The following is a 20,162-nucleotide window of genomic DNA, read 5'->3' as shown; positions in this document are numbered from 1 at the left end:
CCTTAACGATCCAGCAAGCGGCTGACTTCGGTTGTCAGCGCTTGCGGATCGGCCGGTTTCGCCAGAACCGCGTCGGCTCCCGCCGCAAGAAGGTCCCGGAGGGTGTCTGCCTGCGTATCCGAGGTGAGAACGATCACGGGAACCGGCGGTTCATCGGACAGGCGTTCCTGCGCGCGCAATCGCTTGAGCATGGACAATCCGTCGCCGCCCGGCATATTGAGATCCGAGATGATCAGTCGCGGCTTGGCACGCTCTGCTTGCGACGCATCGAAAAGCGCCAGGTCCACTGCCTGGAAATCACGAACCGTGCTGACAGTGTGGCCGGCCCGCTCCAGAATGGCGCGTACCATCAGGGCATTGATCGGATCGTCCTCGGCCAGCAGCACGCCGCCCTGCGGCTGCCTGTCGTTCAAAACCGCCAGTTCGCGCAGGACCGGGCGGTTGTCGTTGATGGCATCGCGCACTTCCATCCCCTTCATTTGTCCGCGCAACACCGCGACAAGCGATTTTTCCCTGAGCGGCCGGATGAGCCAGGCGTGATAACCGTCCATCTGGTTGATCGGCCGGCCGGTCCGTTCCTCTGGATTGACCAGATAGGTCTTTCGCAGCGACGGATTGTCCAGCGCCGGCATCCGGGCGAGCAACTGCCGGAACTGCGCCGCATGGCGATGGTCCACGATAATGTCGGTGAGAGAAGCGCCAGGGGTCCGGGAACTCACGAACGCGCGCGCTTCGTCCACCGTTTCAGCAATTGTGCAGACACCGCCCAATGTTTTGATGGTTGCCGACAATGCTCTCGAAGCAGGCCCTGCTGGCGCCATGACCATAACACGGGAGCCGGAGAGGACGCCGAGCCGGGCAAGGGATGCTGTGGCTAAATCGGCGCCCTCGGCGGGAAACCGGATTTCGAAGGTGCTTCCCTTGCCCTTGATGCTGGACACCGTCAGGGAGCCACCGGATTCCTCGATGACCCGCCGTGAGATGGCCAGACCAAGACCAGAACCGCCCGCGCGTTGCTCGTTGCCACCGGCCTGCTCGAACTCGTCGAAGACACGCTCCTGCTCCCGCGGCGTCATGCCTGGCCCGCTATCCTCCACGCTGATGACAATATCTTTGCCGTCAACCGAGGCTGTGACGAGAACGCCGCCAATCTGTGTAAATTTCACCGCATTGCCAATCACGTTGAACAGCACCTGCCTCAATCGGGCCGCATCGAAATCCAAGAGGCCCGGAACATCCGCCATCACCGAGGAACCGACCTCGATGCCTTTCTCATGCGCACGGTGTGAAAGCATTTCGACGACGCTCTCGATCGTTTCGCGCAGGGGTTCCGGTGCCGGACGCAACCGGAAACGGCCGGCCTCGATCGACGAGAAATCCAGCAGGCCATCGACCAGGTGAACGAGCGCGTGCCCGGACTGGCGCATGCCGGCAAGATAGTTTTTCTGCTCGCTGCTCAAGCGCGTCTGGCCCATAAGGTGGCTCATGCCAAGAATGCCTGACAACGGCGTGCGGATTTCATGGCTGACGGTGGCAAGCAGCCGCGACTTCGCCTCGCTGGCGCTTTCCGCGCGGCGGCGCGCCTCCTCGCTTCTGCGGGCGGCATGAACTTCCTCGGTCACGTCTCGAGCGATGCTGTGCAGCATGAAGGCGCCGCTGGCCGGCTCCCGCGCCACGACATCATGCCAGTCGAAGAGCCGGACGCCGTTATCCGCCGCGATTCGCACGCGAAAATGATTGGGGCCGGACGCCGGCTCGAATTCCAGGCCCAGCGTCTCGCAGGTCGCGCCCTCCGGCCGTTGCCAGCCTGTCAGCCGGCAGAAGACCTTGTTGGCCTGCACGATCCGCCCGTTCGGAGAGCGTATCAGGGCGATATCGCCGAGCGCGTCATGAACCGTCGAGAGGAGCTGCGAGGTTTCGCTGCGCTCCCACCGCCTGTCGCTGGCGATTTCGCTACCGCCGCGTCCGACATTGTCCTTGAAAGCAGCTCGATACCAGTCGATGAGCAGCAGGCCCGCGCCTGACGTTCCGGCAAGGGCCAGAAAGCCGGAGAGAAATTGGAGATCGGCAACAAAACCGGCACCGAGAACGGCGGCTGAGCAAAGCAAGCCGACCCCTGCCAAAAGCAGCTTCACAACGGATTTGTTTCCGTCGCGCACTGTATCTTCGTCCGGTCCCGGCAAAACAGTCGGCGCATACTGAGGAGCGGGTTTATCGCCCAGAGTGCGACGGGGCACGCCGAACTCGTCTGTTATCCGCTTTCTCAGGTTCGGAAGGTCGCTCATGTTGCCTGCCTAGCACGGCAAGCCTTTTAAGAGACTTCAGCCGGCTCCTAAAATTTTACGCATCCTGCTTTTTCATATGCAGAAGCTCGTCCAGAATGATCGCGCCTGCCCCGATCGTGATAAAGCTGTCTGCGAGATTGAAGACGGCGAACGACCAGTTTGCTGTGTGGAAGAGCACATAATCGATGACATAGCCGAACACCACGCCATCGATCAGGTTGCCGATCGCGCCGGCAATGATCAGCGTGTAGCCGAGATGGGTAAAGAAGCGCTCCTCTGGCGTCTTTCGCCAGAGCCACAGCACGAAGGCGACGACCACGATGCGCACCCCGATGATGGCCCAGCGCTCGACGCCGGAAAACAGCGAGAAGGCCACGCCGTAATTATAGACCCGGTGCAACGCCAGGAAAGGCATGACAGGAATGTCCTCGCCATAGGGCAGCCACAACTCGACCGCTGCCTTGATTGCCTGGTCGAGGAGAACCGCAGCGAGGATGAGGGCGAGCACCGGCAACGGACGCGAGAACAGAGAGAGTGACCGCTTCATGCGCGATCATCCAGGATCAGCAGATGGCGACGCGCCTCGAACAGCATGATGCCGGTGGCAATCGCCAGGTTGAGCGAATCCGCCCTGCCCTGTTGCGGAATCCGCGCCAGAGCGGTCGCCTCCCGGGCAAGTTCATCCGGCAATCCCGCCTGTTCGTTGCCCATCAGAAGCACGACCGGCTTTTTGCTGTAATCGATGCTGCGATAATCGACGGCGCCCGCAAGATGCGTGGCCACGACCGCGACACCGGCACCCTTCTGCCACTTGACGAAATCGGCGGCGGTGGCACGCATCAAGGGCATAGCAAAGACCGAGCCCATGGTCGCCCGCACCGTTTCCAGCGAAAACGGATCGGTCGTTTCTCCAAGGAGAATAATGCCGGAGGCGCCGGCTGCATCTGCGGTGCGAATGATGGTTCCGAGATTGCCGGGATCGCGGACACGATCGAGCGCGACATAGGTCTGCCCGGACGCCGGCCTGATGTCTCTGAGGTTCGAATAGCGCTGTTCGAAAACACCGACGACCATTTGCGGATTGTCGCGGCGGGTGATGGCCGAGAGGACTTTTTCCGAAACCTCGAGAACCAGGCCGCCGGTGGACACGGTCTTCAGCGCAACCTGCTCGACCTGCGCCTTGCCTTTGGCGGCCTTGGCGTAAACCAGGGTCTTGATGGTCCAGCCGAGATCCAGCGCGTCAATGACGAGCTTCAACCCCTCCGCAATGAACGAGCGCGTTTCGTCCCGCTCCTTCTTGTTGGACAGGGCTTTGATGTCCTTGATGATAGGATTGGACAGGCTGGTGACATCCTTCACCTGGCCAACGCGGCGGGGCCCGGACGTGTCATGGTTCATTTCGGCACCCATCGGCTGAACAGGGAGGTGGAGAGCGCGCGGCCCGGTTCGTTCCCGTCGAGCCCGCCTTCGCGCAGAATCAACTCGCCCGATTCCACGACGCCGCCACGGCCGCGCATCGTTTCGCGCAATAACTCGTGAATGGAATAGAAGCTCGCCCGGATCGAATAGGCCGTCAGCACCAGACCCTGCGCCTCAGGGGAAAGAATTTCCCGGCAGATGTCGAGCATCAGCGCGAGGTGGTCGAACAATTGCCAGACCTCGCCGTTCGGGCCGCGCCCGAACTTCGGCGGATCGGTCAGGATGATGTCGTAGCGGCTGCCGCGGCGCTCTTCGCGCTGGATGAACTTCATCGCATCCTCGCAGATCCAGCGGATCGGCAAATGTTCGATGCGGCCCAGCGCCTGATTTTCCCGCGCCCAACCGATCGCCTTTTTCGAGGCATCGACATGGGTCACCTCCGCGCCTGCCTTGGCCGCGATCAGCGAGGCGACGCCGGTATAGCCGAAAAGGTTCAACACCTTCAGCGGCCGGCCCGCCGTCTCGATCCGGTCCTTCATCCAGCTCCAGTGCGCAAGCTGCTCGGGAAAAACGCCGACGTGCCGGAACGCTGTGAAACGGCCGAAAAATTCGGCATCGAGGATCTGCATCGGCCAGGTCTCGCCGAGCGCTTCCTTCTGAAACCGCCATCGGCCCATGCCGTCTTCGTCGGTATCGCCGGTAAAGACCGAATCGGCCCTTTCCCAGATATGCGCAGGCAGTGACTTCGGCCACAGGGCCTGGGCTTCCGGCCGGACGATCCGGTAGGGGCCATATTGTTCGAGCTTGAGCCCCTCGCCGCTATCGATCAGATGATAATCGCGCGCGCCCTTCGTTTCGAGAATGACGGGGACGCGCTCGTCCGGCTTGGTACCGGTACGGATGCGCGGTTCGACACGGGGCGGCGCATCCTGCGATGCAGCTTGGGTGATGGCTTTCGCGGAGGCGACGGCCGTCCTGTCGGTCTTGCGACCAACGAGGCCTGCGCCAGCATGTGAAGGGAAGGCCGGCTTTGCCTGTCTGGCCGGGGCCTTCGCGCCCGGCCCATATCCGCGCGCGGCTGGCTGGCCGGCTTTTGCCTTGGACCGTCGATCTTTATCTTTCACTCGCTTCGTCCGTCATCTGCCACGGGTCAAACGCTGCAAATAGCATTGCTCCTGCGGTTGGCAAAGCTGTTTCACGTCTTACATTGGGAGGCATTGTCAGCGGAGAGCGAAATCTTGGAGATGAAGGGGCAAGAGCGCATAGCCGCACAAAGGGAGGCTGTCTGGGCGGCCCTTAACGATCCCGAGATCCTCAAGGGCTGCATTCCCGGCTGCCAGTCGATCGAAAGGCAATCACCGACGGAGTTCATCGCGACGTTGAGGGTAAGGATCGGGCCGTTTCCGATGCTCTTTTCCGGCAGGATCAGGCTGTCCAACATCGACGCGCCGGCCAGCTACACGATCTCGGGCGAAAGCACGGGCGGCATCAAGGGGCTGGCCAGCGGACGGGCCGACGTGACTTTGACGCCGAATGGGGAGGAAACACTGCTGACCTATGACGCCAGCGCTGAGATCGGCGGCAAGCTGGCCAGTCTCAGTTCCCGGCTTGTCGGGACGAGCGCGTCAAAACTTGCGGCAAAGTTCTTTTCCGATTTCAGCACCGCCGCCCGCGCGAAGACAGGTTCGGAAGCCTGAAACTTTCTATCTGGAAGAAGCCGGGAGGAGTGCCTGCGATGCGATGGTCTCGGCGCGGCTTTTATGCTTTTCCGCCTCGGCATGCCATTTCACCGCTTCGTGCGCCTCGGAGCGGGCGCGTTTGCGGTATTTTGCCTGGCTGAACCACGTGGCAAAAGAGCCGATAATCATTCCGGCGATCACGGCGAGGAACAGGAAAACGAAAAAGGGTGCGGAAGCGGACAGCACACTGTCGGCCGGATCGAACGGATTGAGCGCAAGCGTGACGATCTGCCGGTTTGCCACCGAAAGCACGATCAGGACGATGCTGACGGGAACCAGCACCAGGATTTTCACCAGCTTCTTCATGTTCATTCCGTCTCCGTCATTCCCTGAACCCGGCACCGGAAGCGCCGGGTGGATCATGCCTATTCGTCGTCTTCGTCGTCCGAGCCGGGGTTGAGGCGCTCGCGCAGTTCCTTGCCCGTCTTGAAGAACGGCACCCACTTCTCTTCAACAAAAACGCTGTCGCCGGTGCGCGGGTTTCGGCCGGAGCGCGACGGGCGGTTCTTTACCGAAAAGGCGCCGAATCCGCGCAGTTCCACACGGTTGCCGGCAGACAACGCGTCGGTGATCTCGTCGAGAACCGCATTGACGATATTTTCGACATCGCGATGATAAAGATGCGGATTGCGAGCCGCAACAATCTGCACCAGTTCTGACTTGATCACTGTCGCCCCTCTTCGTGAATTCACGTATGATTTCAAGCATCAGGCAGTTAGAGAACCCGCCGGACGATATACAAGCCTTTTTTTGATGGCCAGATGGCAGCAGCCAACTGGACACCGGGTGCCTCAGTGGTTGCCAACCTGCCAAACGGAAACCAGACCGTCAAGAAACAACTTCTCCTCGCCGATCTTTTCAAGACTTCCGAGAGCGGGAAAAGCCTCATATCCCAAGGATTTGAGCCATGACACCGCAAGCGCGCCAAGCCCGAACGGCAGCGAGGCCTCAGGCGCGGCCCAATCAACGATCTCCAGATCCTTGCCCACCTTGCGGCTGTCGAGAAAGGTGCGGATTTCGTCATCGCCGCCGAGTTCATCGACCAGCTTCAGCTTCAGCGCCTGGCGACCGGTGAAGATCCGTCCGTCGGCAAGCTCGACGGCTTCGGGGCGCGGCATGTTTCTCCGTTCGGCAACCAGATCGACAAACCAGTTGAAGCTGTCGTCGATCATGGCCTGGATAACCGCCTTGGCTTCATCGCTCGGCGGATGAAAAGGCGATGGCTCCGCCTTCAGCGGCGCCGATTTGATCTCTTCCAGCGACACGCCGATCTTGTCGAGAAGCGTCTTTATCTGGGGATATTGGAAAAGAACGCCAATTGAGCCGGTGATCGATGTTTCGCCAGCCACGATCCGGTCGCCGGCAAGGGCTATCATGTAGCCTGCCGATGCGGCCAGCGTGCGCACGTCAGAGACCACGGGCTTTCTGGCGGCAACCTTGCGGATGGCCTTGTAGAGCACCTCGCCGCCATAGGTCGTGCCGCCCGGCGATGAAATACTGATGACAAGAGCCTTGACGGCGTCGGTTTCGGCAATCCGCTCCAGCCGCTCCACCAGTTCGCGGTCGTCCTGGATAATGCCGGATATGTCGACCCGGGCGATGTGTGGACGCCCAAAGGCACCGGACTGCCCGGCGCTCGCATAGACATAGGCCGCAACGCCGGCAAGAAGCACCAGCGCGATTGCGACCAGCCGCCAGAAACTCAGCTTGCGCCGAAGCTGGCGGCGGTCCGCGATGGCAAGCTGGTCCATGGTCGTCTCCTCTTCGATCACCTGCGTCATGCGCGATGAAAATCCTGTTCGGCGCGACGTTGTAACCCTATTTCAACAAAATTCGAGCCTCCATTGTCGTCGCACAAAAAAATCTCCATATTCAAGGCAAAGAGATCCATCAAGCGAACCTCCTCAAGAGTTTTGTCAGGTGACGCTTTGAAACAACAGGATATCCATGTCGATCGACGCGCAACTCTCCGGCGCCTTGCCGCATTCCGGACTGACAATTGCCGATGCCTACGGGGCAGCGGCGCGCCATTCGCGCCTGGTCAGGCGGCTTAAGATCGTTCTCCCGCTGATCGCCGTTCTGATCGGTGCGGCCTTCGCCGCCGTTTCCGTGGTACGCGCCTTTTTGCCGGAAGACCTGAAGATTGAGAATGCCACGATCGAAAACGGCAAGATCGTCATGCAGAACCCCGCCATCTCCGGCCGCAACAAGCAGGATATCAGCTATTCCATGAAAGCCGTGCGGGCGTTGCAGGACATCGCCAATCCCAACATCATCACGCTGGAGACGATCCGTGCCGAAATGCCTGTCAACGAGACGTTGATTGCCACCGTCGATGCGACAAGCGGCATCTATGATCGGGGCGCCAATACGCTGGATATGAATGCGCCTTTCAGCATCAGCATGAACAATGGCGTGATCGCCGATTTCCAAGCCGCCTATCTCAATATCGATGGCGGCGAGATGAACAGCAAAAAGCCAATCGCCATCAGCATGAACGGCGGTTCCATTGTTGCACAGTCGCTGAGAATGACGGATAAGGGACGCATCGTAACGTTCGAAGGCATGGTCAAGGTCATCGTCGATCCTAAAACCATTCGCAAAACCACAAACTAGAAGCACCGGTGCACCTCATGTCGGCCATCTCCGCCCCTCGCCTTGCCGGAACATTTTTACTCCTTGGCTTTTTTGCCTGCGCCCTTCCCGCTGGAGCACAGGAAGCATCCAGCCGGATGAAAGGGCTGGAACTATCCAATGATCAGCCGATCCAGATCGAGAGCGACAAACTCGAGATCAAGGATCCGGAAAGCAAGGCCATTTTCACCGGCAATGTGAAGGTGGTTCAGGGCACGACGACGCTGCAGGCCGGCAGCATGGTCGTCTACTATAAAAAGGGCGGCGGAGCGATTTCAGGCGGCAATGCCGATATCGATCGCATCGAGGTGGACAAAAAGGTTTTCCTGCAGTCGGGCACGCAGCAGGCCACAGCCGACAGCGGCGTGTTCAACATGACGGCGCAGACTCTGGTCCTCAAAGGCAAGCAGGTGGTTCTCTCGGAGGGCAAGAATGTCTTCACGGGCTGTGAGCTGAACGTGAAGATGGACACCGGCGAGGCGCAGCTCGAAGCCTGCGGCGGACGTGTCCAGATCCAGCTTGATCCGAAGTCCCAGAAGACGAACTGACCCGACGTGGACATTCCTTTTCTTTCCAAGAGCAACCGGAGCGGCAAGCCCGAGGCGTCAGGTCCGGAGCGCGTTATCGACAAGGCACGCTACGAAGGAACCCTGATCGCGCGCGGCCTGACGAAGTCCTATCGCGGCAGACGCGTCGTCAATGGCGTGTCGCTGGTCGTGCGCCGTGGCGAGGCAGTCGGACTGCTTGGGCCGAACGGAGCCGGCAAGACCACCTGTTTCTACATGATCACGGGGCTCGTGCCGGTCGATGAAGGCTCGATCGAGATCAACGGCAACGACGTCACGTCGATGCCGATGTACCGCCGGGCACGGCTCGGCGTCGGATATCTGCCGCAGGAAGCCTCGATTTTCCGTGGTCTGACGGTCGAGGACAACATCCGCGCCGTGTTGGAGCTGCACGACAGGAAGCGCGAGCGGCGGGAACACAAGCTCAACGAGTTGCTGGGCGAATTCAATATTTCGCATCTGCGCAAATCGCCGGCTGTCGCACTCTCGGGGGGCGAGCGCCGGAGGCTGGAAATTGCCCGCGCGCTGGCAACCGATCCGACTTTCATGCTGCTCGACGAGCCCTTTGCGGGTGTCGATCCGATCTCCGTTGCTGATATCCAGGCCTTGGTCCGGCATCTGACATCGCGCGGGATCGGCGTGCTGATCACCGATCACAATGTCCGCGAGACGCTGGGGTTGATCGATCGCGCCTATATCATTCATGCCGGCGAAGTGCTGACTCATGGCCGGGCCAATGACATTGTCGCGAATGCGGATGTGCGACGCCTTTATCTGGGCGACAATTTCAGCCTTTGAGGCGGCATCATCGCCTTGAGGGTAAATGAAACTTGATGGTAAATGAAACCAGCGTCTCAAAGGCAGGATTGCCGTTTTTGGGACAATGGTCTTGACCGCCGCCAGCTTTTACGCAACGTTTCACTGGAGCAGTTTATAGCAGTTGCAACAGGGCGAATTGCCTTGGGATTGTGCCTGCTGCTTACGGAACCGCCTTCGGCAGCCGCGATTCATCTTATTTTGCACGTGCGCTTGACCAAACCCCTTTAATAAGCAATTTTTGGGCCAATTGACGAATTGGGTGTCTGCGCGAACCGAACGCGGATGTCAGCTCGGAAAATTGAGGGGAGTTTAGCGTCCGCATGGCCCTGTCAGCCAGCCTCTTTCTGCGTCAAAGCCAGACCTTGGCAATGACGCCACAACTGATGCAGTCGATCCAGCTGCTGCAGATGACGCATTTCGAACTGACCCAATTCATCGAGACGGAAGTCGAAAAGAATCCACTTCTAGAATTTGCATCAAACGACGACGCGACCGGTGGTCTGGAGCGATCCGGCAGGGAAGACCTGCATATCACGCCCGACGCGCCGGGCGAACGCGACGAACAATCCTCCTATGACATCGCGAGCGATGTCTACGACAGCGCGACCGCCGTAACAGGCGAGCAGATGAGCGAGCAGCTCGACGCCAATTTCGAGAATGTCTATCCCGATGACATGGCGCCACATCGCGCCGACGCGCCGGAGTTGCTTGGCCAATGGAAATCCATGCCGGGCGGCGACAGCGAGATCAGCGACGGTTATAATCTGGACGAGTTCGTTGCCAATCGGGTGACATTGCGGGACGTCCTGAACGAGCAGATTCCCTTCAGCATTCATACAGACGTTGATCGCCTTATTGCCCAGCACCTGATCGACCAGCTCGACGAGGCTGGCTATCTGCACGCCGACATAGCAGAAATGGCCGCAAGGCTGGGCTCGACGACGGCGGATGTATCACGCGTCCTTCACAGCCTGCAGCAACTTGATCCTCCCGGCGTCTTTGCCCGCTCCTTAAGCGAGTGCCTCGCCATACAGCTACGCCAGCGCAATCGGCTGGATCCGGCCATGGCAACGCTTCTCGACCATCTCGAACTTCTTGCACGTCGGGATTTCGCGAGCCTCAAGCGGATCTGCGGTGTGGACGAGGAGGATCTGATCGATATGCTTGCGGAAATCCGCAAGCTTGATCCGAAGCCCGGCACCAGCTTCGAGACAAGCCCCTGCGAGGCGATCGTTCCCGATGTTGTGGTTCGGCCGGCGCAGAATGGAAGTTGGGCTATCGAACTCAATCCTGAGACCTTGCCGCGGGTTCTGGTCAACCAGACCTACTACACGACTGTTTCGCGTCATGCGCCGAAACATAGCGCCGACCACGCATTCCTGGCTGAATGCATGCAGACGGCGAACTGGCTGACGCGCAGTCTTGATCAGCGGGCCAAGACGATCATGAAAGTCGCAACCGAGATCGTGCGCCAGCAGGATGCCTTTTTCGTCAATGGCGTCGATCACTTGCGGCCCCTGAACCTCAAGACCGTGGCAGATGCCATCAAAATGCATGAATCGACGGTCAGCCGCGTTACCTCGAACAAATACATGCTCACGCCGCGCGGGCTGTTCGAGCTGAAATATTTCTTCACCGTCTCGATCAACTCGGCCGGGGGCGGAGACGGCCACTCAGCGGAATCTGTGCGGCATCGCATTCGTAACATGATCCTGCTCGAAAGCCCCGAGGCGGTGCTTTCCGACGACGACATCGTCGATATCCTGAAAAAGGGCGGCGTCGATATTGCCCGCAGGACAGTCGCCAAATATCGCGAGGCCATGAACCTTCCGTCTTCGGTGCAGCGGCGCCGGGAGAAGCGAGCCCTGGCCAAGGTTTCGGCCTGACGGGGACACTGCCGGCCGGCGTCCATCGTCCATAGACTTACGGCACAACGCTGGCGCGAGATCGACTCTCCATTTGACTTTTATAACACCCAGGGGTATGAGCCGCCCGCACTCGGGTGCGGCAAAGGATTGGCTCTGCCGCAAACACGGCAAATTCTGGCTTCCCGCCGCAAAATGCATTTGCACGCGTGAAATGCTTGGATGACGGTTGCGGTTGGAATAGACTGGATACGCAAATCACGAAAAGAGAGGAAACTCCATGAGTGTGCGTGTATCCGGTAAACATATGGAAATCGGCGAAACGTTTCGTCTGCGGATTGAAGATCAGATCGAACAGGCCGTAACCAAATATTTTGACGGAGGATATTCAAGCCAGGTCACTGTGGAAAAATCCGGATCCCGTTTCAGCGCGGATTGCAAGATACACCTCGATTCCGGGGCTGCCTTGCAGGCAAGCGGTGAAGCCAACGATCCGCAGGCTGCGTTCGACGCGGCATCCGAGCGGATCGCAAAGCGCATCCGGCGTTACAAGCGCAAACTCAAGGATCACCACAATGGCAATGGTCATGCAGGATTCGCGGAAGTCGCCTATACCGTGATGGACAGCGTGCCGGACGAAGACGATGATCTTCCGGAAAATTACGCGCCGACAATCGTCGCGGAAAGTTCAAAGCAGCTGAAGACGATGTCTGTCGCCAACGCCGTGATGGCGCTTGACATGACAGACGACCCCGTCCTGATGTTCCGCAGTCCTGGCAGCGAGCAATTGAATATCGTCTATCGGCGCAACGATGGAAATATTGGCTGGATCGATGCAGCCAAGATCAAAGGCTGAGAGTTTCTGGTGGGCGCCGGCATGCCGGTGCCCACACGATCGCTCTCTGGTGGCAGATGCAGGCAAGGCCGCTGATGGCCCGGCAAGAGCCACCAAGAACCAGGAATGAGCCTGGCCGCCTCGACGGGCGGCCTTTTGCTCTACCGAACGAGGAAAAAACGAATGGCATTGGCAGGCTTGCTGCAGCAGAATGCGATACTTCCGGCCATGAAGGCTCATTCCAAGAAGCAACTGCTCCAGGAATTGGCGGCAAAAGCCTCGAAACTCACCGGATTGCCTGAGCGGGAAATTTTCGACGTCGTTGTTCAGCGCGAGCGCCTAGGATCGACCGGCGTCGGCAACGGCATCGCTATTCCCCACGGCAAACTCGCCCATTTGACATCAATTGTCGGGATCTTCGCGCGGCTTGAATCGGCTGTCGATTTTGAGGCTCTGGACGATCAGCCCGTCGATCTCGTCTTCCTTCTTCTGGCTCCAGAAGGGGCCGGGGCCGATCACTTGAAAGCTTTGTCGCGGATCGCGCGCGTCCTGCGCGACGCCGACATGGTCGCCAAGCTTCGTGCGACGGATTCGGCGATGGCGATTTACACCTTCCTCTGCGAAGATCAGGCTTCCAACGCGGCCTGAGGCAGCTGACGGCCACTCTTTGGAACCCAGCTTGACAGCCCGGCATTTCTTGCCGTGACGTAGCGCTTCGGTATCGGCATTTTTTTCGCCAGGATCCTATCGACTCCTCTTTCACGCTCGACAATACTCCCGGTAATGACACGGGGGTACGGGCATGGCAGGCAGGCTTTCCGGAAAGATCGCTTTGGTCAGCGGCGGGGCTGGAGGGTGCGGTCTCGCCGCCTCGCAACTCTTTGCCCGGGAAGGCGCCAAGGTCGGCATCGTCGACCTTCTGCGCAGCAAGGGTGAAGAGGTGGCCGCGGCGATCCGTGCCGAAGGCGGAGAGGCTATCTTTGCCGCTGCCGACGTATCCGTCTCTTCCGAGGTTAAATTCGCCGTAAAAGCCGTCGAAAACGCCTTCGGCAACGTCACCGTTCTCTTCAACCACGCCGGCATCCTGGCCGTTGGCCCTTTTCTCGAGACGGAGGAGGACGAGTGGGACAGACTGATGGCCGTCAATGTCCGCTCCATGTTTCTGATGACCAAGGCGGTCCTGCCCGGCATGTTGGCTGCGGGCGGCGGCAGCATCGTTTCGACCTCGTCGATTTCTGCCGTGGCGGCGACGCCGATGGAAGTGCTCTACGATACGACCAAGGGCGCCTGCCACATGTTTGCCCGTGCCATTGCCGTGGAATTCCGGGATCGCGGTATTCGCTCCAACGCCGTCTGTCCCGGCTTTATAGCCACCGATCACGGCAAGCGTGAGCTTGTGGGCCTGACCAAATACGGAATCGATGTTTCCGAGGCGGCTATTGCTGCGCAACAGGGGCGCATGTGCGATCCGATGGAAGTGGCGCAGGCGGCCCTTTTCCTCGCCAGCGATGAGTCGAGTTTCGTCAATGGCACGCATCTCTTCGTCGACAATTGTTTCACGGCGGTTTGAACCAACAAAGGGGAACGGATAATGGACGCGGGCGGGCACTGGCGGAACTGGGTTGGAAATCAGTCATGTATCGTCCGCCACAGGGGCGCGCCGGAAAGCGAGGCTGCCCTGTCCGAGATGGTCGTGGACGCGACCTCCAGGGGCATCAATGTTCGGTGCGCCGGTTCCGGGCACTCGTTCACGCCGGTGGCGCTCACCAGTGGCCTGCATCTGACGCTGTCGAAGCTGCAAGGCATCACGCATATCGACAAGGCGCGCAAGCGGGTCTCCGTCCATGCCGGCACCACGATCAACATGCTCGGCAAGGCCCTGAAGCAGAACGGCCTGTCGATGATCAACCAGGGCGATATCGACAGCCAGGCGCTGGCGGGCGCTTTGACCACCGGCACCCACGGCACCGGCTCGACCCTCGGCAATCTCGCGTCGCAAATCGTCGGCATGCGGCTGGTGCAGCCAAACGGCCGGGTTCTCGTCATCGATGACAGCAATCCGGATATGCTCAACGCGGCACGCGTTTCCATCGGCATGCTCGGCGTGATATCCGAGATAACGCTGCAGGTCATGGAGAGCTACAATCTGCACGAAAAATTGTGGCGCTGCACGTTCGACGAATGCATGGAACAGCATGACGATCTCGCCGCCAACCATCGTCATTTCGGTTTTTTCTGGTGCCCGGTGCCGGAAAGCCGGCACTGCTACTGTCTGCCCGACACCTCGTCCGTCTCGACCACGACAAGCCTCTCGGACGTCTGCGAGATGAAGACCATCGATATCACCGACGCTGCTCCGATGGAGAGCGGCTTCGAAAAGATCGCCTATTCATCGGAAATCTACCCGATCGAATATGTGCCGAATTTCCACGAGTTGGAATATGCAGTGCCGGTTCGGTACGGCAAACAGGCCTGCATGGAAGTGCGCAAACTGATGCTGGAAAAACATCCGACCTGCATCTACCCAATCGAATATCGCTTTACCGCCGGAGACGGCGGCTGGATCAGCCCGTTCTACGAGCAGGATTCGATCACGCTCTCGGTCTCCGGGGAACCGGGCACGGACTACTGGGACTACCTCAAGGACGTCGACACCATTCTGCGCCAGTTCGGCTCGCGACCGCATTGGGGCAAACTGCATTTCATGGGCGCCGAGGATGTCGCGGCGCTTTATCCACGTGCCGAGGATTTCAAGGCGTTGAGGAACAAGGTCGATCCGGAGGGCTACTTCCTCAACGACCACTTGAAACAATTGTTTGGGTGACTGAGGTTCTTTTTGAAAAACGTCCTGTTTATCTGCAGCCAGAATAAGCTACGCAGCCCGACAGCCGAGCAGGTCTTCGCGAACTGGCCCGGCATTGAGGTCTCATCGGCTGGAACGAACAGAGACGCGGAAAACCCGCTGTCACCAGAGCAAATCGAATGGGCGGACATCATCTTCGTGATGGAGAAAGCGCATCGCAGCAAAGTCCAACAAAAATATCGGATCTACCTGAATCAGAAGCGGCTTTTGTGCCTGAACATTCCGGATGAATACGGCTTCATGGATCCGGATTTGATCGAATTGCTGAAGGCGAAAGTATCGAGGCATTTGTGAATTCGGCAGCGATACAGCCCAACAACTGAGAGACATCCCATGCAAACAGCTGAGCTTTTCACCCAGCCTCACAATTTTGCAGTTGTGCAACTTCCGGAGCGCAACTATCCGGGAGTGGTTTTCCAAGGAGACAGCCTGCATTGCCTTTTACGGGACGTCACAGAGCTGCAGAAGCTTTTGAAAGATGGCAATCTGGATGAATTGTCCGAGAATATCGAACATTTAAAAAGCGATCTCGCTAACATTCAGAACAGCTACGAGCGAGTTTGTTACGCACGGAAAATCGAGTTGCCGTATGTTAAGTAAGCGTAGTTGCGTTTCCTCCCCCCATAAGGGGACGGATTAGATCCGGCAATGTTCTAAATAGACGTGGTTACTAAAGTATGCGGCGCTGAATGCCGGATGTCGCATCGATCAGATAAATGGGTCAGTGTTTTGAAAAAGTCGTTTTCTGTGACAATCAGTTTTGTGATTACCGCTATATGTCTAATTTCATCCGGATGTAGCACTCCTAAGGCCGTGACAATTGTGCATCGTACGGACGTCAGTGGCAGTCTTGTAAGGACTTACGTATTGAAGTCCTCTGGAAACAAGAAGGCTGATAAAATCGCAGTGAACGCTGCGATAGTGAATTTTCACAAAGTTGTGAGAGCACCACGCAAGAATCACACCTATCAGATCGAAGTAGACGCTTACGGCTTTATTGAGCCCTTGTGGCCTAATAAACCGGGATCTTGAACCGGCTGCGGCAACAAAGGTCGCGCGAAACGCGTGCGTTGTGTGACGGTAAGCGACGCGCAAAAGGTCACCGCCGCCACCCCGATACTCCCGTGATGACTCCTCCCTTCAACGGGAGAAACATCAAACCGCCGGCGTCTCTTCCGCTGCAACCACTTTCGGACCGCCCTTGGCGACGCCGACCATGGCGGGGCGAAGAACGCGTTCGCCGATGGTGTAACCGGCCTGAACGACCTGGACGACGGTGTTGTTGGGCACCTCCGCATTCGGCACTTCGAACATTGCCTGATGGAAATTCGGATCGAACTTCTGGCCGGTCGGCTCGATCTTCTTGACGCCGTGACGCTCCAGCGCCGAAAGCATGGCGCGCTCGGTCATTTCGACACCCTCGATCAGCGCATTGAAACCGGCATCGCCCGCTTCACGCGCCTCGGCCGGGATGGCATCCAGCGCACGGCGCAGATTGTCCGATACGGCCAGCATGTCACGGGCAAAACCGGCAACGGAATAGGACTTCGCATCCTTGACCTCGCGCTCGGTGCGGCGGCGCAGATTGTCCATTTCGGCGGCAAGACGCAGATAGCGGTCCCGGAAATCGGCAGCTTCTGCCTTGGCGAGATCCAGCGGATCGGGTTCGACAGCGGCGGCTTCGAGCTGTTCAGAGGCAGCTTCGGCATTCAGGGCAGCCTCTTCGGCGGCGTTTGCGTCTGCTGCATATTTGTTCGTGTCGTCGGTCATGACGGTCTCCGGAATGTCGGTCTGTTAGGATTTCAGCCGATATCGAGCTTCGGGGCGCAAAAATCAAGGGTTCAATCGAAAGCTGCCGGAAAAACCGGCTTTTGCGCGGGTTCATCGCGACAGGCGGGACATCAGTTGCGCGGTATAGTCCACCATCGGGACGATGCGGGAATAATTGAGCCGCGTCGGGCCGATCACGCCGACCGCGCCGACGATCTTGTCGTCGCTGTCCTTATAGGGCGCGACGATCAGCGACGAGCCTGAAAGCGAAAACAGCTTGTTTTCAGACCCGATGAAAATGCGCACGCCCCGTCCGCTTTCGGCCAGATTGAGGATTTCGATCAGGCTGTCCTTCTTTTCCAGATCGTCGAACAGCATGCGCAGGCGATAGATGTCCTCCGTGCCGGCCAACCCTTCGAGCAGATTGGCCCGGCCGCGGACGATCAGTCGCGTCGGCTTTTCGTCCGCTTCGCTGCCGGACCAGATGGCGAGCCCACGCTCGACGAGGTCCTGGCTCAATGTATCCAGTTCGCGCCTTACGGTTTCCTTGACCTTTTCAAGCTGGCCACGCACCTCGGGCAGCGTCTGCCCGGCAAGATGCGCGTTCAGGAAGTTGGCCGCCTCCGTCAGCTGAGAACTGGTGACGCCGCCGGGTAATTCGATGATCCGGTTTTCCACCTGATCATGTTCTCCGACGAGCACAGCCAATGCTTTCGTCGGGGCAAGACGGACAAACTCGACATGCTTCAGGATGGCATCGTTTTTCGCCGTAATCACCAGTCCGGCGCCGCGCGACATGCCTGAGAGCATCTGGCTGGCGTCGTTCAGCAGCGTCTCCACAGGCTGGTCACGGTCGCCTCGACGCACATGGCGGTCGATGGAAGCGCGGTCCTCCGCCGAGAGGTCGCCGACCTGCATGAAGGCATCCACGAAGAAACGAAGCCCGATCTGTGTGGGAAGCCGCCCGGCGCTGACATGGGGGGAATAGATGAGCCCGAGTTCTTCGAGATCGCTCATGACGTTGCGCACCGAGGCGGGCGATAGCGACATGGGCAGCAATCGGGAGAGGCTGCGCGATCCCAAAGGTTCGCCGCTTTCCAGATAGCTTTCCACAATGCGACGGAAGACTTCGCCTGAGCGCTCGTCGAGCGCCGAAAGTCTTTCCTGCATCGCAGTTTTATCCACCATCATTCGAATGCGAAAATCCATGCTGTTCAGATCGGATGAAATATAGTGGTGTCAGGCCGATATCGAAAGAGAAATCTGGCGCTGAAACGCCCGTCCGGCAAGTCATTTCCATGCCGCTTGTTCTTTTTGTGCAAATGATTTCCCTTGCTGCCAACATAGGCTAGAAGGCTGACAAACATTACAGGAGTTCATGATGCGGCCTTCCGGCAGAAAAACCGACCAGATGCGCAAGGTTTCCTTCGAGCGCAACGTTTCCAAACATGCCGAGGGATCCTGTCTCGTCAAGTTCGGAGACACGCATGTGCTGGTTACGGCAAGCCTTGAGGAAAAGACCCCACCATGGCTGCGCAACAGCGGCAAGGGCTGGGTCACGGCGGAATACGGCATGCTGCCGCGCGCCACCGGCGAACGCATGAAGCGCGAGGCAGCCAGCGGCAAGCAGAGCGGCCGCACTCAGGAAATCCAGCGGTTGATCGGGCGCTCCCTGCGCGCCGTGGTCGATCTGCAGGCGCTCGGCGAACGGCAGATCTCGATCGATTGCGACGTCATACAGGCCGATGGCGGCACCCGAACGGCCTCGATCACAGGCGCCTGGATTGCGCTGCACGATTGCCTGAAATGGATGGAAGCCCGCAACATGATCAAGGTCGAGAGGGTCCTGAAGGACCATATCGCCGCCATCTCCTGCGGCATCTTTGCCAGCCAGCCGGTTATCGACCTCGATTATCTCGAAGATTCCGCCGCTGAGACCGACGCGAATTTCGTGATGACCGGCTCGGGAGGGATCGTCGAGATCCAGGGAACGGCCGAAGGCAAGCCGTTTTCGGAAGAGGAATTCGGCACGCTGCTCGGTCTTGCCAAGAACGGGATCGCCGAACTGGTGACGATGCAGAAGCAAACGGTTGCGGGTTAAGGCTCTTGCAAGCGCCCCTCATCCGCCCTGTCGGGCACCTTCGCCGCCGTGACGCGGAGCAGGACAACCGGCAGGCAGCGGCAATCCCTTTTCCCGCTGGCGGGAGAGGGTAAGGGGCATTCGCCAGGGGAAGACGGTCGTGAAATGAAGCTTGAAGGCATCCTTGAAACCGCGCTTTACGCCGATGATCTCGACAAGGCGGACGCTTTCTACAGCTCCATTCTCGAGCTTGAGAAAATTACCCGGGCCGGAAACCGGCATGTGTTCTTTCGGTGTGGTTCAAGCGTGCTGCTGATCTTCAATTCAGCCGAGACGGTAAAGCCGCCGCCGGAGGACGGGTTGCAGGTTCCGCCGCATGGGACGCATGGCTACGGTCATATGTGCTTCCGGGTCGCGGCCGAACATCTCGATAGCTGGGTGGAGAAGCTTGTTGCTGCCGGGATCCAGATCGAAGCAGATATACGCTGGCCGACCGGAGCACGCTCCTTTTACTTCCGCGATCCGGCTGGCAACAGCCTGGAATGTGCGGAACCTGGCCTTTGGAATATAGACTGATAAAGGCGGAGGGCCGCCAATGAGAAAGACGCCATGCGCAAGCTTGAAGACAAGACCCTGATCGTCGCCAGCCACAATGCGGGAAAGATCCGGGAAATCCGTGACCTGATCGGCCCGCTCGGTTTCGAGGCGAAATCCGCAGCCGATCTGAACTTCATCGAACCGGAGGAAACCGGCACGACCTTCGAGGAAAACGCTAGAATCAAAGCGCTTGCCTCGGCGAAAGCGTCCGGCCTGCCGGCGCTATCAGACGATTCCGGCCTTGTGGTCGATGCGCTGAACGGCGATCCCGGCGTCTACACAGCCAATTGGGCGGAGACCGCCGACGGCACGCGCGACTTTGCCATGGCGATGGAAAAGGTCGAGACCGCCATTCAGGACGCCGGGGCGACCGCATTCGAGCAGCGTACCGGCCGCTTCGTCTCGGTTCTCTGCCTTGCCTGGCCGGACGGTCATGTCGAGCTGTTTCGCGGTGAGGTCGAGGGCCATGTCGTCTGGCCGCCGCGCGGGACACAAGGGTTCGGCTACGATCCCGTCTTCCAGCCGCTCGGTTACGACACCACATTCGGTGAAATGAGCGCCACGGAAAAGCATGGCTGGAAACCGGGCGACGTGCAGGCCTTGTCGCATCGGGCGCGGGCGTTCAAGATTTTTGCCGAGACATGCCTGGGGGCTTGAGAGAAGAAGGCGGTGTTGCGTTGCCTTGGAAAA

At 59.1% G+C, this 20,162-nt stretch carries 23 protein-coding genes; 14 read left to right on the top strand and 9 right to left on the bottom strand.

Going from position 1 to position 20,162, the window contains the following annotated elements:
* Positions 1-2 precede the first annotated feature (2 nt).
* Genes PY308_RS03150 through PY308_RS03135 form a run of 4 tightly spaced genes read right to left on the bottom strand, consistent with a single transcriptional unit; the run spans position 3 to position 4,654 of the window.
* Positions 3-2,285, bottom strand: a complete 2,283-nt coding sequence (locus PY308_RS03150; protein ID WP_275787974.1) for a PAS domain-containing hybrid sensor histidine kinase/response regulator — start codon at positions 2,283-2,285, stop codon at positions 3-5.
* A 55-nt stretch (positions 2,286-2,340) separates the two neighbouring features.
* On the bottom strand, positions 2,341-2,832 hold the full coding sequence (gene lspA, locus PY308_RS03145; protein ID WP_275787971.1) for a signal peptidase II: 492 nt from the start codon (positions 2,830-2,832) through the stop codon (positions 2,341-2,343).
* Positions 2,829-3,683 carry a TrmH family RNA methyltransferase gene (locus PY308_RS03140; RefSeq protein WP_275787968.1) on the bottom strand — a complete coding sequence of 285 codons (855 nt, stop codon included), beginning with the start codon at positions 3,681-3,683 and terminating at the stop codon, positions 2,829-2,831. The genes lspA and PY308_RS03140 overlap by 4 nt, the downstream gene beginning before the upstream one ends.
* Positions 3,680-4,654 (bottom strand): RsmD family RNA methyltransferase, encoded by a 975-nt coding sequence (locus tag PY308_RS03135; RefSeq protein ID WP_275791002.1) that lies wholly within the window; start codon positions 4,652-4,654, stop codon positions 3,680-3,682. The genes PY308_RS03140 and PY308_RS03135 overlap by 4 nt, the downstream gene beginning before the upstream one ends.
* A gap of 288 nt (positions 4,655-4,942) precedes the next feature.
* Here PY308_RS03135 and PY308_RS03130 point away from each other — a divergent pair, with 288 nt between their 5' ends.
* Positions 4,943-5,401, top strand: a complete 459-nt coding sequence (locus tag PY308_RS03130; protein WP_275787965.1) for an SRPBCC family protein — start codon at positions 4,943-4,945, stop codon at positions 5,399-5,401.
* 6 nt (positions 5,402-5,407) lie between these two features.
* Here PY308_RS03130 and PY308_RS03125 read toward each other — a convergent pair whose 3' ends face one another.
* The 3 genes from PY308_RS03125 to sppA form a co-directional block, all read right to left on the bottom strand.
* Positions 5,408-5,755, bottom strand: coding sequence for a DUF1049 domain-containing protein (locus tag PY308_RS03125; RefSeq protein ID WP_275787963.1), 348 nt, complete (start codon positions 5,753-5,755; stop codon positions 5,408-5,410).
* Between the two features lie 53 nt (positions 5,756-5,808).
* A complete protein-coding gene (locus tag PY308_RS03120; protein ID WP_275787960.1) occupies positions 5,809-6,111 on the bottom strand; it encodes an integration host factor subunit beta in 303 nt (100 codons plus the stop codon).
* A gap of 123 nt (positions 6,112-6,234) precedes the next feature.
* Complete coding sequence (gene sppA / locus PY308_RS03115) at positions 6,235-7,194, bottom strand: signal peptide peptidase SppA (protein ID WP_275791001.1); 960 nt, start codon at positions 7,192-7,194, stop codon at positions 6,235-6,237.
* Between the two features lie 196 nt (positions 7,195-7,390).
* Here sppA and lptC point away from each other — a divergent pair, with 196 nt between their 5' ends.
* The 10 genes from lptC (at position 7,391) to PY308_RS03065 (ending at position 15,625) form a co-directional block, all read left to right on the top strand.
* The gene (gene lptC / locus PY308_RS03110) at positions 7,391-8,059 is read left to right on the top strand and encodes an LPS export ABC transporter periplasmic protein LptC (RefSeq protein WP_275787957.1); all 669 of its coding nucleotides are present in this window, start codon (positions 7,391-7,393) and stop codon (positions 8,057-8,059) included.
* Between the two features lie 17 nt (positions 8,060-8,076).
* Complete coding sequence (locus tag PY308_RS03105; RefSeq protein ID WP_275787954.1) at positions 8,077-8,625, top strand: LptA/OstA family protein; 549 nt, start codon at positions 8,077-8,079, stop codon at positions 8,623-8,625.
* A gap of 6 nt (positions 8,626-8,631) precedes the next feature.
* Positions 8,632-9,441, top strand: a complete 810-nt coding sequence (gene lptB, locus PY308_RS03100) for an LPS export ABC transporter ATP-binding protein (protein ID WP_275787951.1) — start codon at positions 8,632-8,634, stop codon at positions 9,439-9,441.
* 341 nt (positions 9,442-9,782) lie between these two features.
* Positions 9,783-11,348, top strand: coding sequence for an RNA polymerase factor sigma-54 (rpoN, locus tag PY308_RS03095; RefSeq protein ID WP_275787948.1), 1,566 nt, complete (start codon positions 9,783-9,785; stop codon positions 11,346-11,348).
* Positions 11,349-11,607: 259 nt separating this feature from the next.
* Positions 11,608-12,183 carry a ribosome hibernation-promoting factor, HPF/YfiA family gene (gene hpf, locus PY308_RS03090; protein WP_275787946.1) on the top strand — a complete coding sequence of 192 codons (576 nt, stop codon included), beginning with the start codon at positions 11,608-11,610 and terminating at the stop codon, positions 12,181-12,183.
* 162 nt (positions 12,184-12,345) lie between these two features.
* Positions 12,346-12,810, top strand: coding sequence for a PTS IIA-like nitrogen regulatory protein PtsN (ptsN, locus tag PY308_RS03085; RefSeq protein ID WP_275787944.1), 465 nt, complete (start codon positions 12,346-12,348; stop codon positions 12,808-12,810).
* Between the two features lie 154 nt (positions 12,811-12,964).
* Positions 12,965-13,732: an SDR family NAD(P)-dependent oxidoreductase gene (locus tag PY308_RS03080; RefSeq protein WP_275787942.1), complete on the top strand. Its 768-nt coding sequence runs from the start codon at positions 12,965-12,967 to the stop codon at positions 13,730-13,732.
* Positions 13,733-13,750: 18 nt separating this feature from the next.
* Positions 13,751-14,986, top strand: coding sequence for a D-arabinono-1,4-lactone oxidase (locus tag PY308_RS03075; protein WP_434064234.1), 1,236 nt, complete (start codon positions 13,751-13,753; stop codon positions 14,984-14,986).
* 12 nt (positions 14,987-14,998) lie between these two features.
* Positions 14,999-15,319: a low molecular weight protein tyrosine phosphatase family protein gene (locus PY308_RS03070; protein ID WP_275787939.1), complete on the top strand. Its 321-nt coding sequence runs from the start codon at positions 14,999-15,001 to the stop codon at positions 15,317-15,319.
* Between the two features lie 39 nt (positions 15,320-15,358).
* Entirely contained in the window at positions 15,359-15,625 is a 267-nt protein-coding gene (locus tag PY308_RS03065; RefSeq protein ID WP_275787937.1) for a DUF6959 family protein, read from the top strand.
* 555 nt (positions 15,626-16,180) lie between these two features.
* Here the strand turns inward: PY308_RS03065 and grpE are convergent.
* Together grpE and hrcA are read right to left on the bottom strand one after the other, a co-directional pair.
* A complete protein-coding gene (gene grpE, locus PY308_RS03060) occupies positions 16,181-16,795 on the bottom strand; it encodes a nucleotide exchange factor GrpE (RefSeq protein WP_275787934.1) in 615 nt (204 codons plus the stop codon).
* 111 nt (positions 16,796-16,906) lie between these two features.
* Positions 16,907-17,965 (bottom strand): heat-inducible transcriptional repressor HrcA, encoded by a 1,059-nt coding sequence (gene hrcA, locus PY308_RS03055; protein WP_434064194.1) that lies wholly within the window; start codon positions 17,963-17,965, stop codon positions 16,907-16,909.
* 211 nt (positions 17,966-18,176) lie between these two features.
* Between hrcA and rph the strand changes: the two genes are divergently transcribed.
* The 3 genes from rph to rdgB all read left to right on the top strand — a co-directional run bounded on the left by rph (position 18,177) and on the right by rdgB (position 20,129).
* Positions 18,177-18,896, top strand: coding sequence for a ribonuclease PH (gene rph, locus PY308_RS03050; RefSeq protein ID WP_275791000.1), 720 nt, complete (start codon positions 18,177-18,179; stop codon positions 18,894-18,896).
* Between the two features lie 144 nt (positions 18,897-19,040).
* Entirely contained in the window at positions 19,041-19,451 is a 411-nt protein-coding gene (locus PY308_RS03045; RefSeq protein WP_275787929.1) for a VOC family protein, read from the top strand.
* A gap of 33 nt (positions 19,452-19,484) precedes the next feature.
* Positions 19,485-20,129 carry an RdgB/HAM1 family non-canonical purine NTP pyrophosphatase gene (rdgB, locus tag PY308_RS03040; protein ID WP_275787927.1) on the top strand — a complete coding sequence of 215 codons (645 nt, stop codon included), beginning with the start codon at positions 19,485-19,487 and terminating at the stop codon, positions 20,127-20,129.
* The last annotated feature ends 33 nt before the right edge of the window (positions 20,130-20,162 follow it).

Origin of the sequence: Pararhizobium gei, assembly GCF_029223885.1 — a bacterium.
Classification (GTDB): domain Bacteria; phylum Pseudomonadota; class Alphaproteobacteria; order Rhizobiales; family Rhizobiaceae; genus Pararhizobium; species Pararhizobium gei.
Note: the sequence above shows the minus strand (reverse complement) of the source record. Positions and strands in the feature narration are given on the sequence as shown.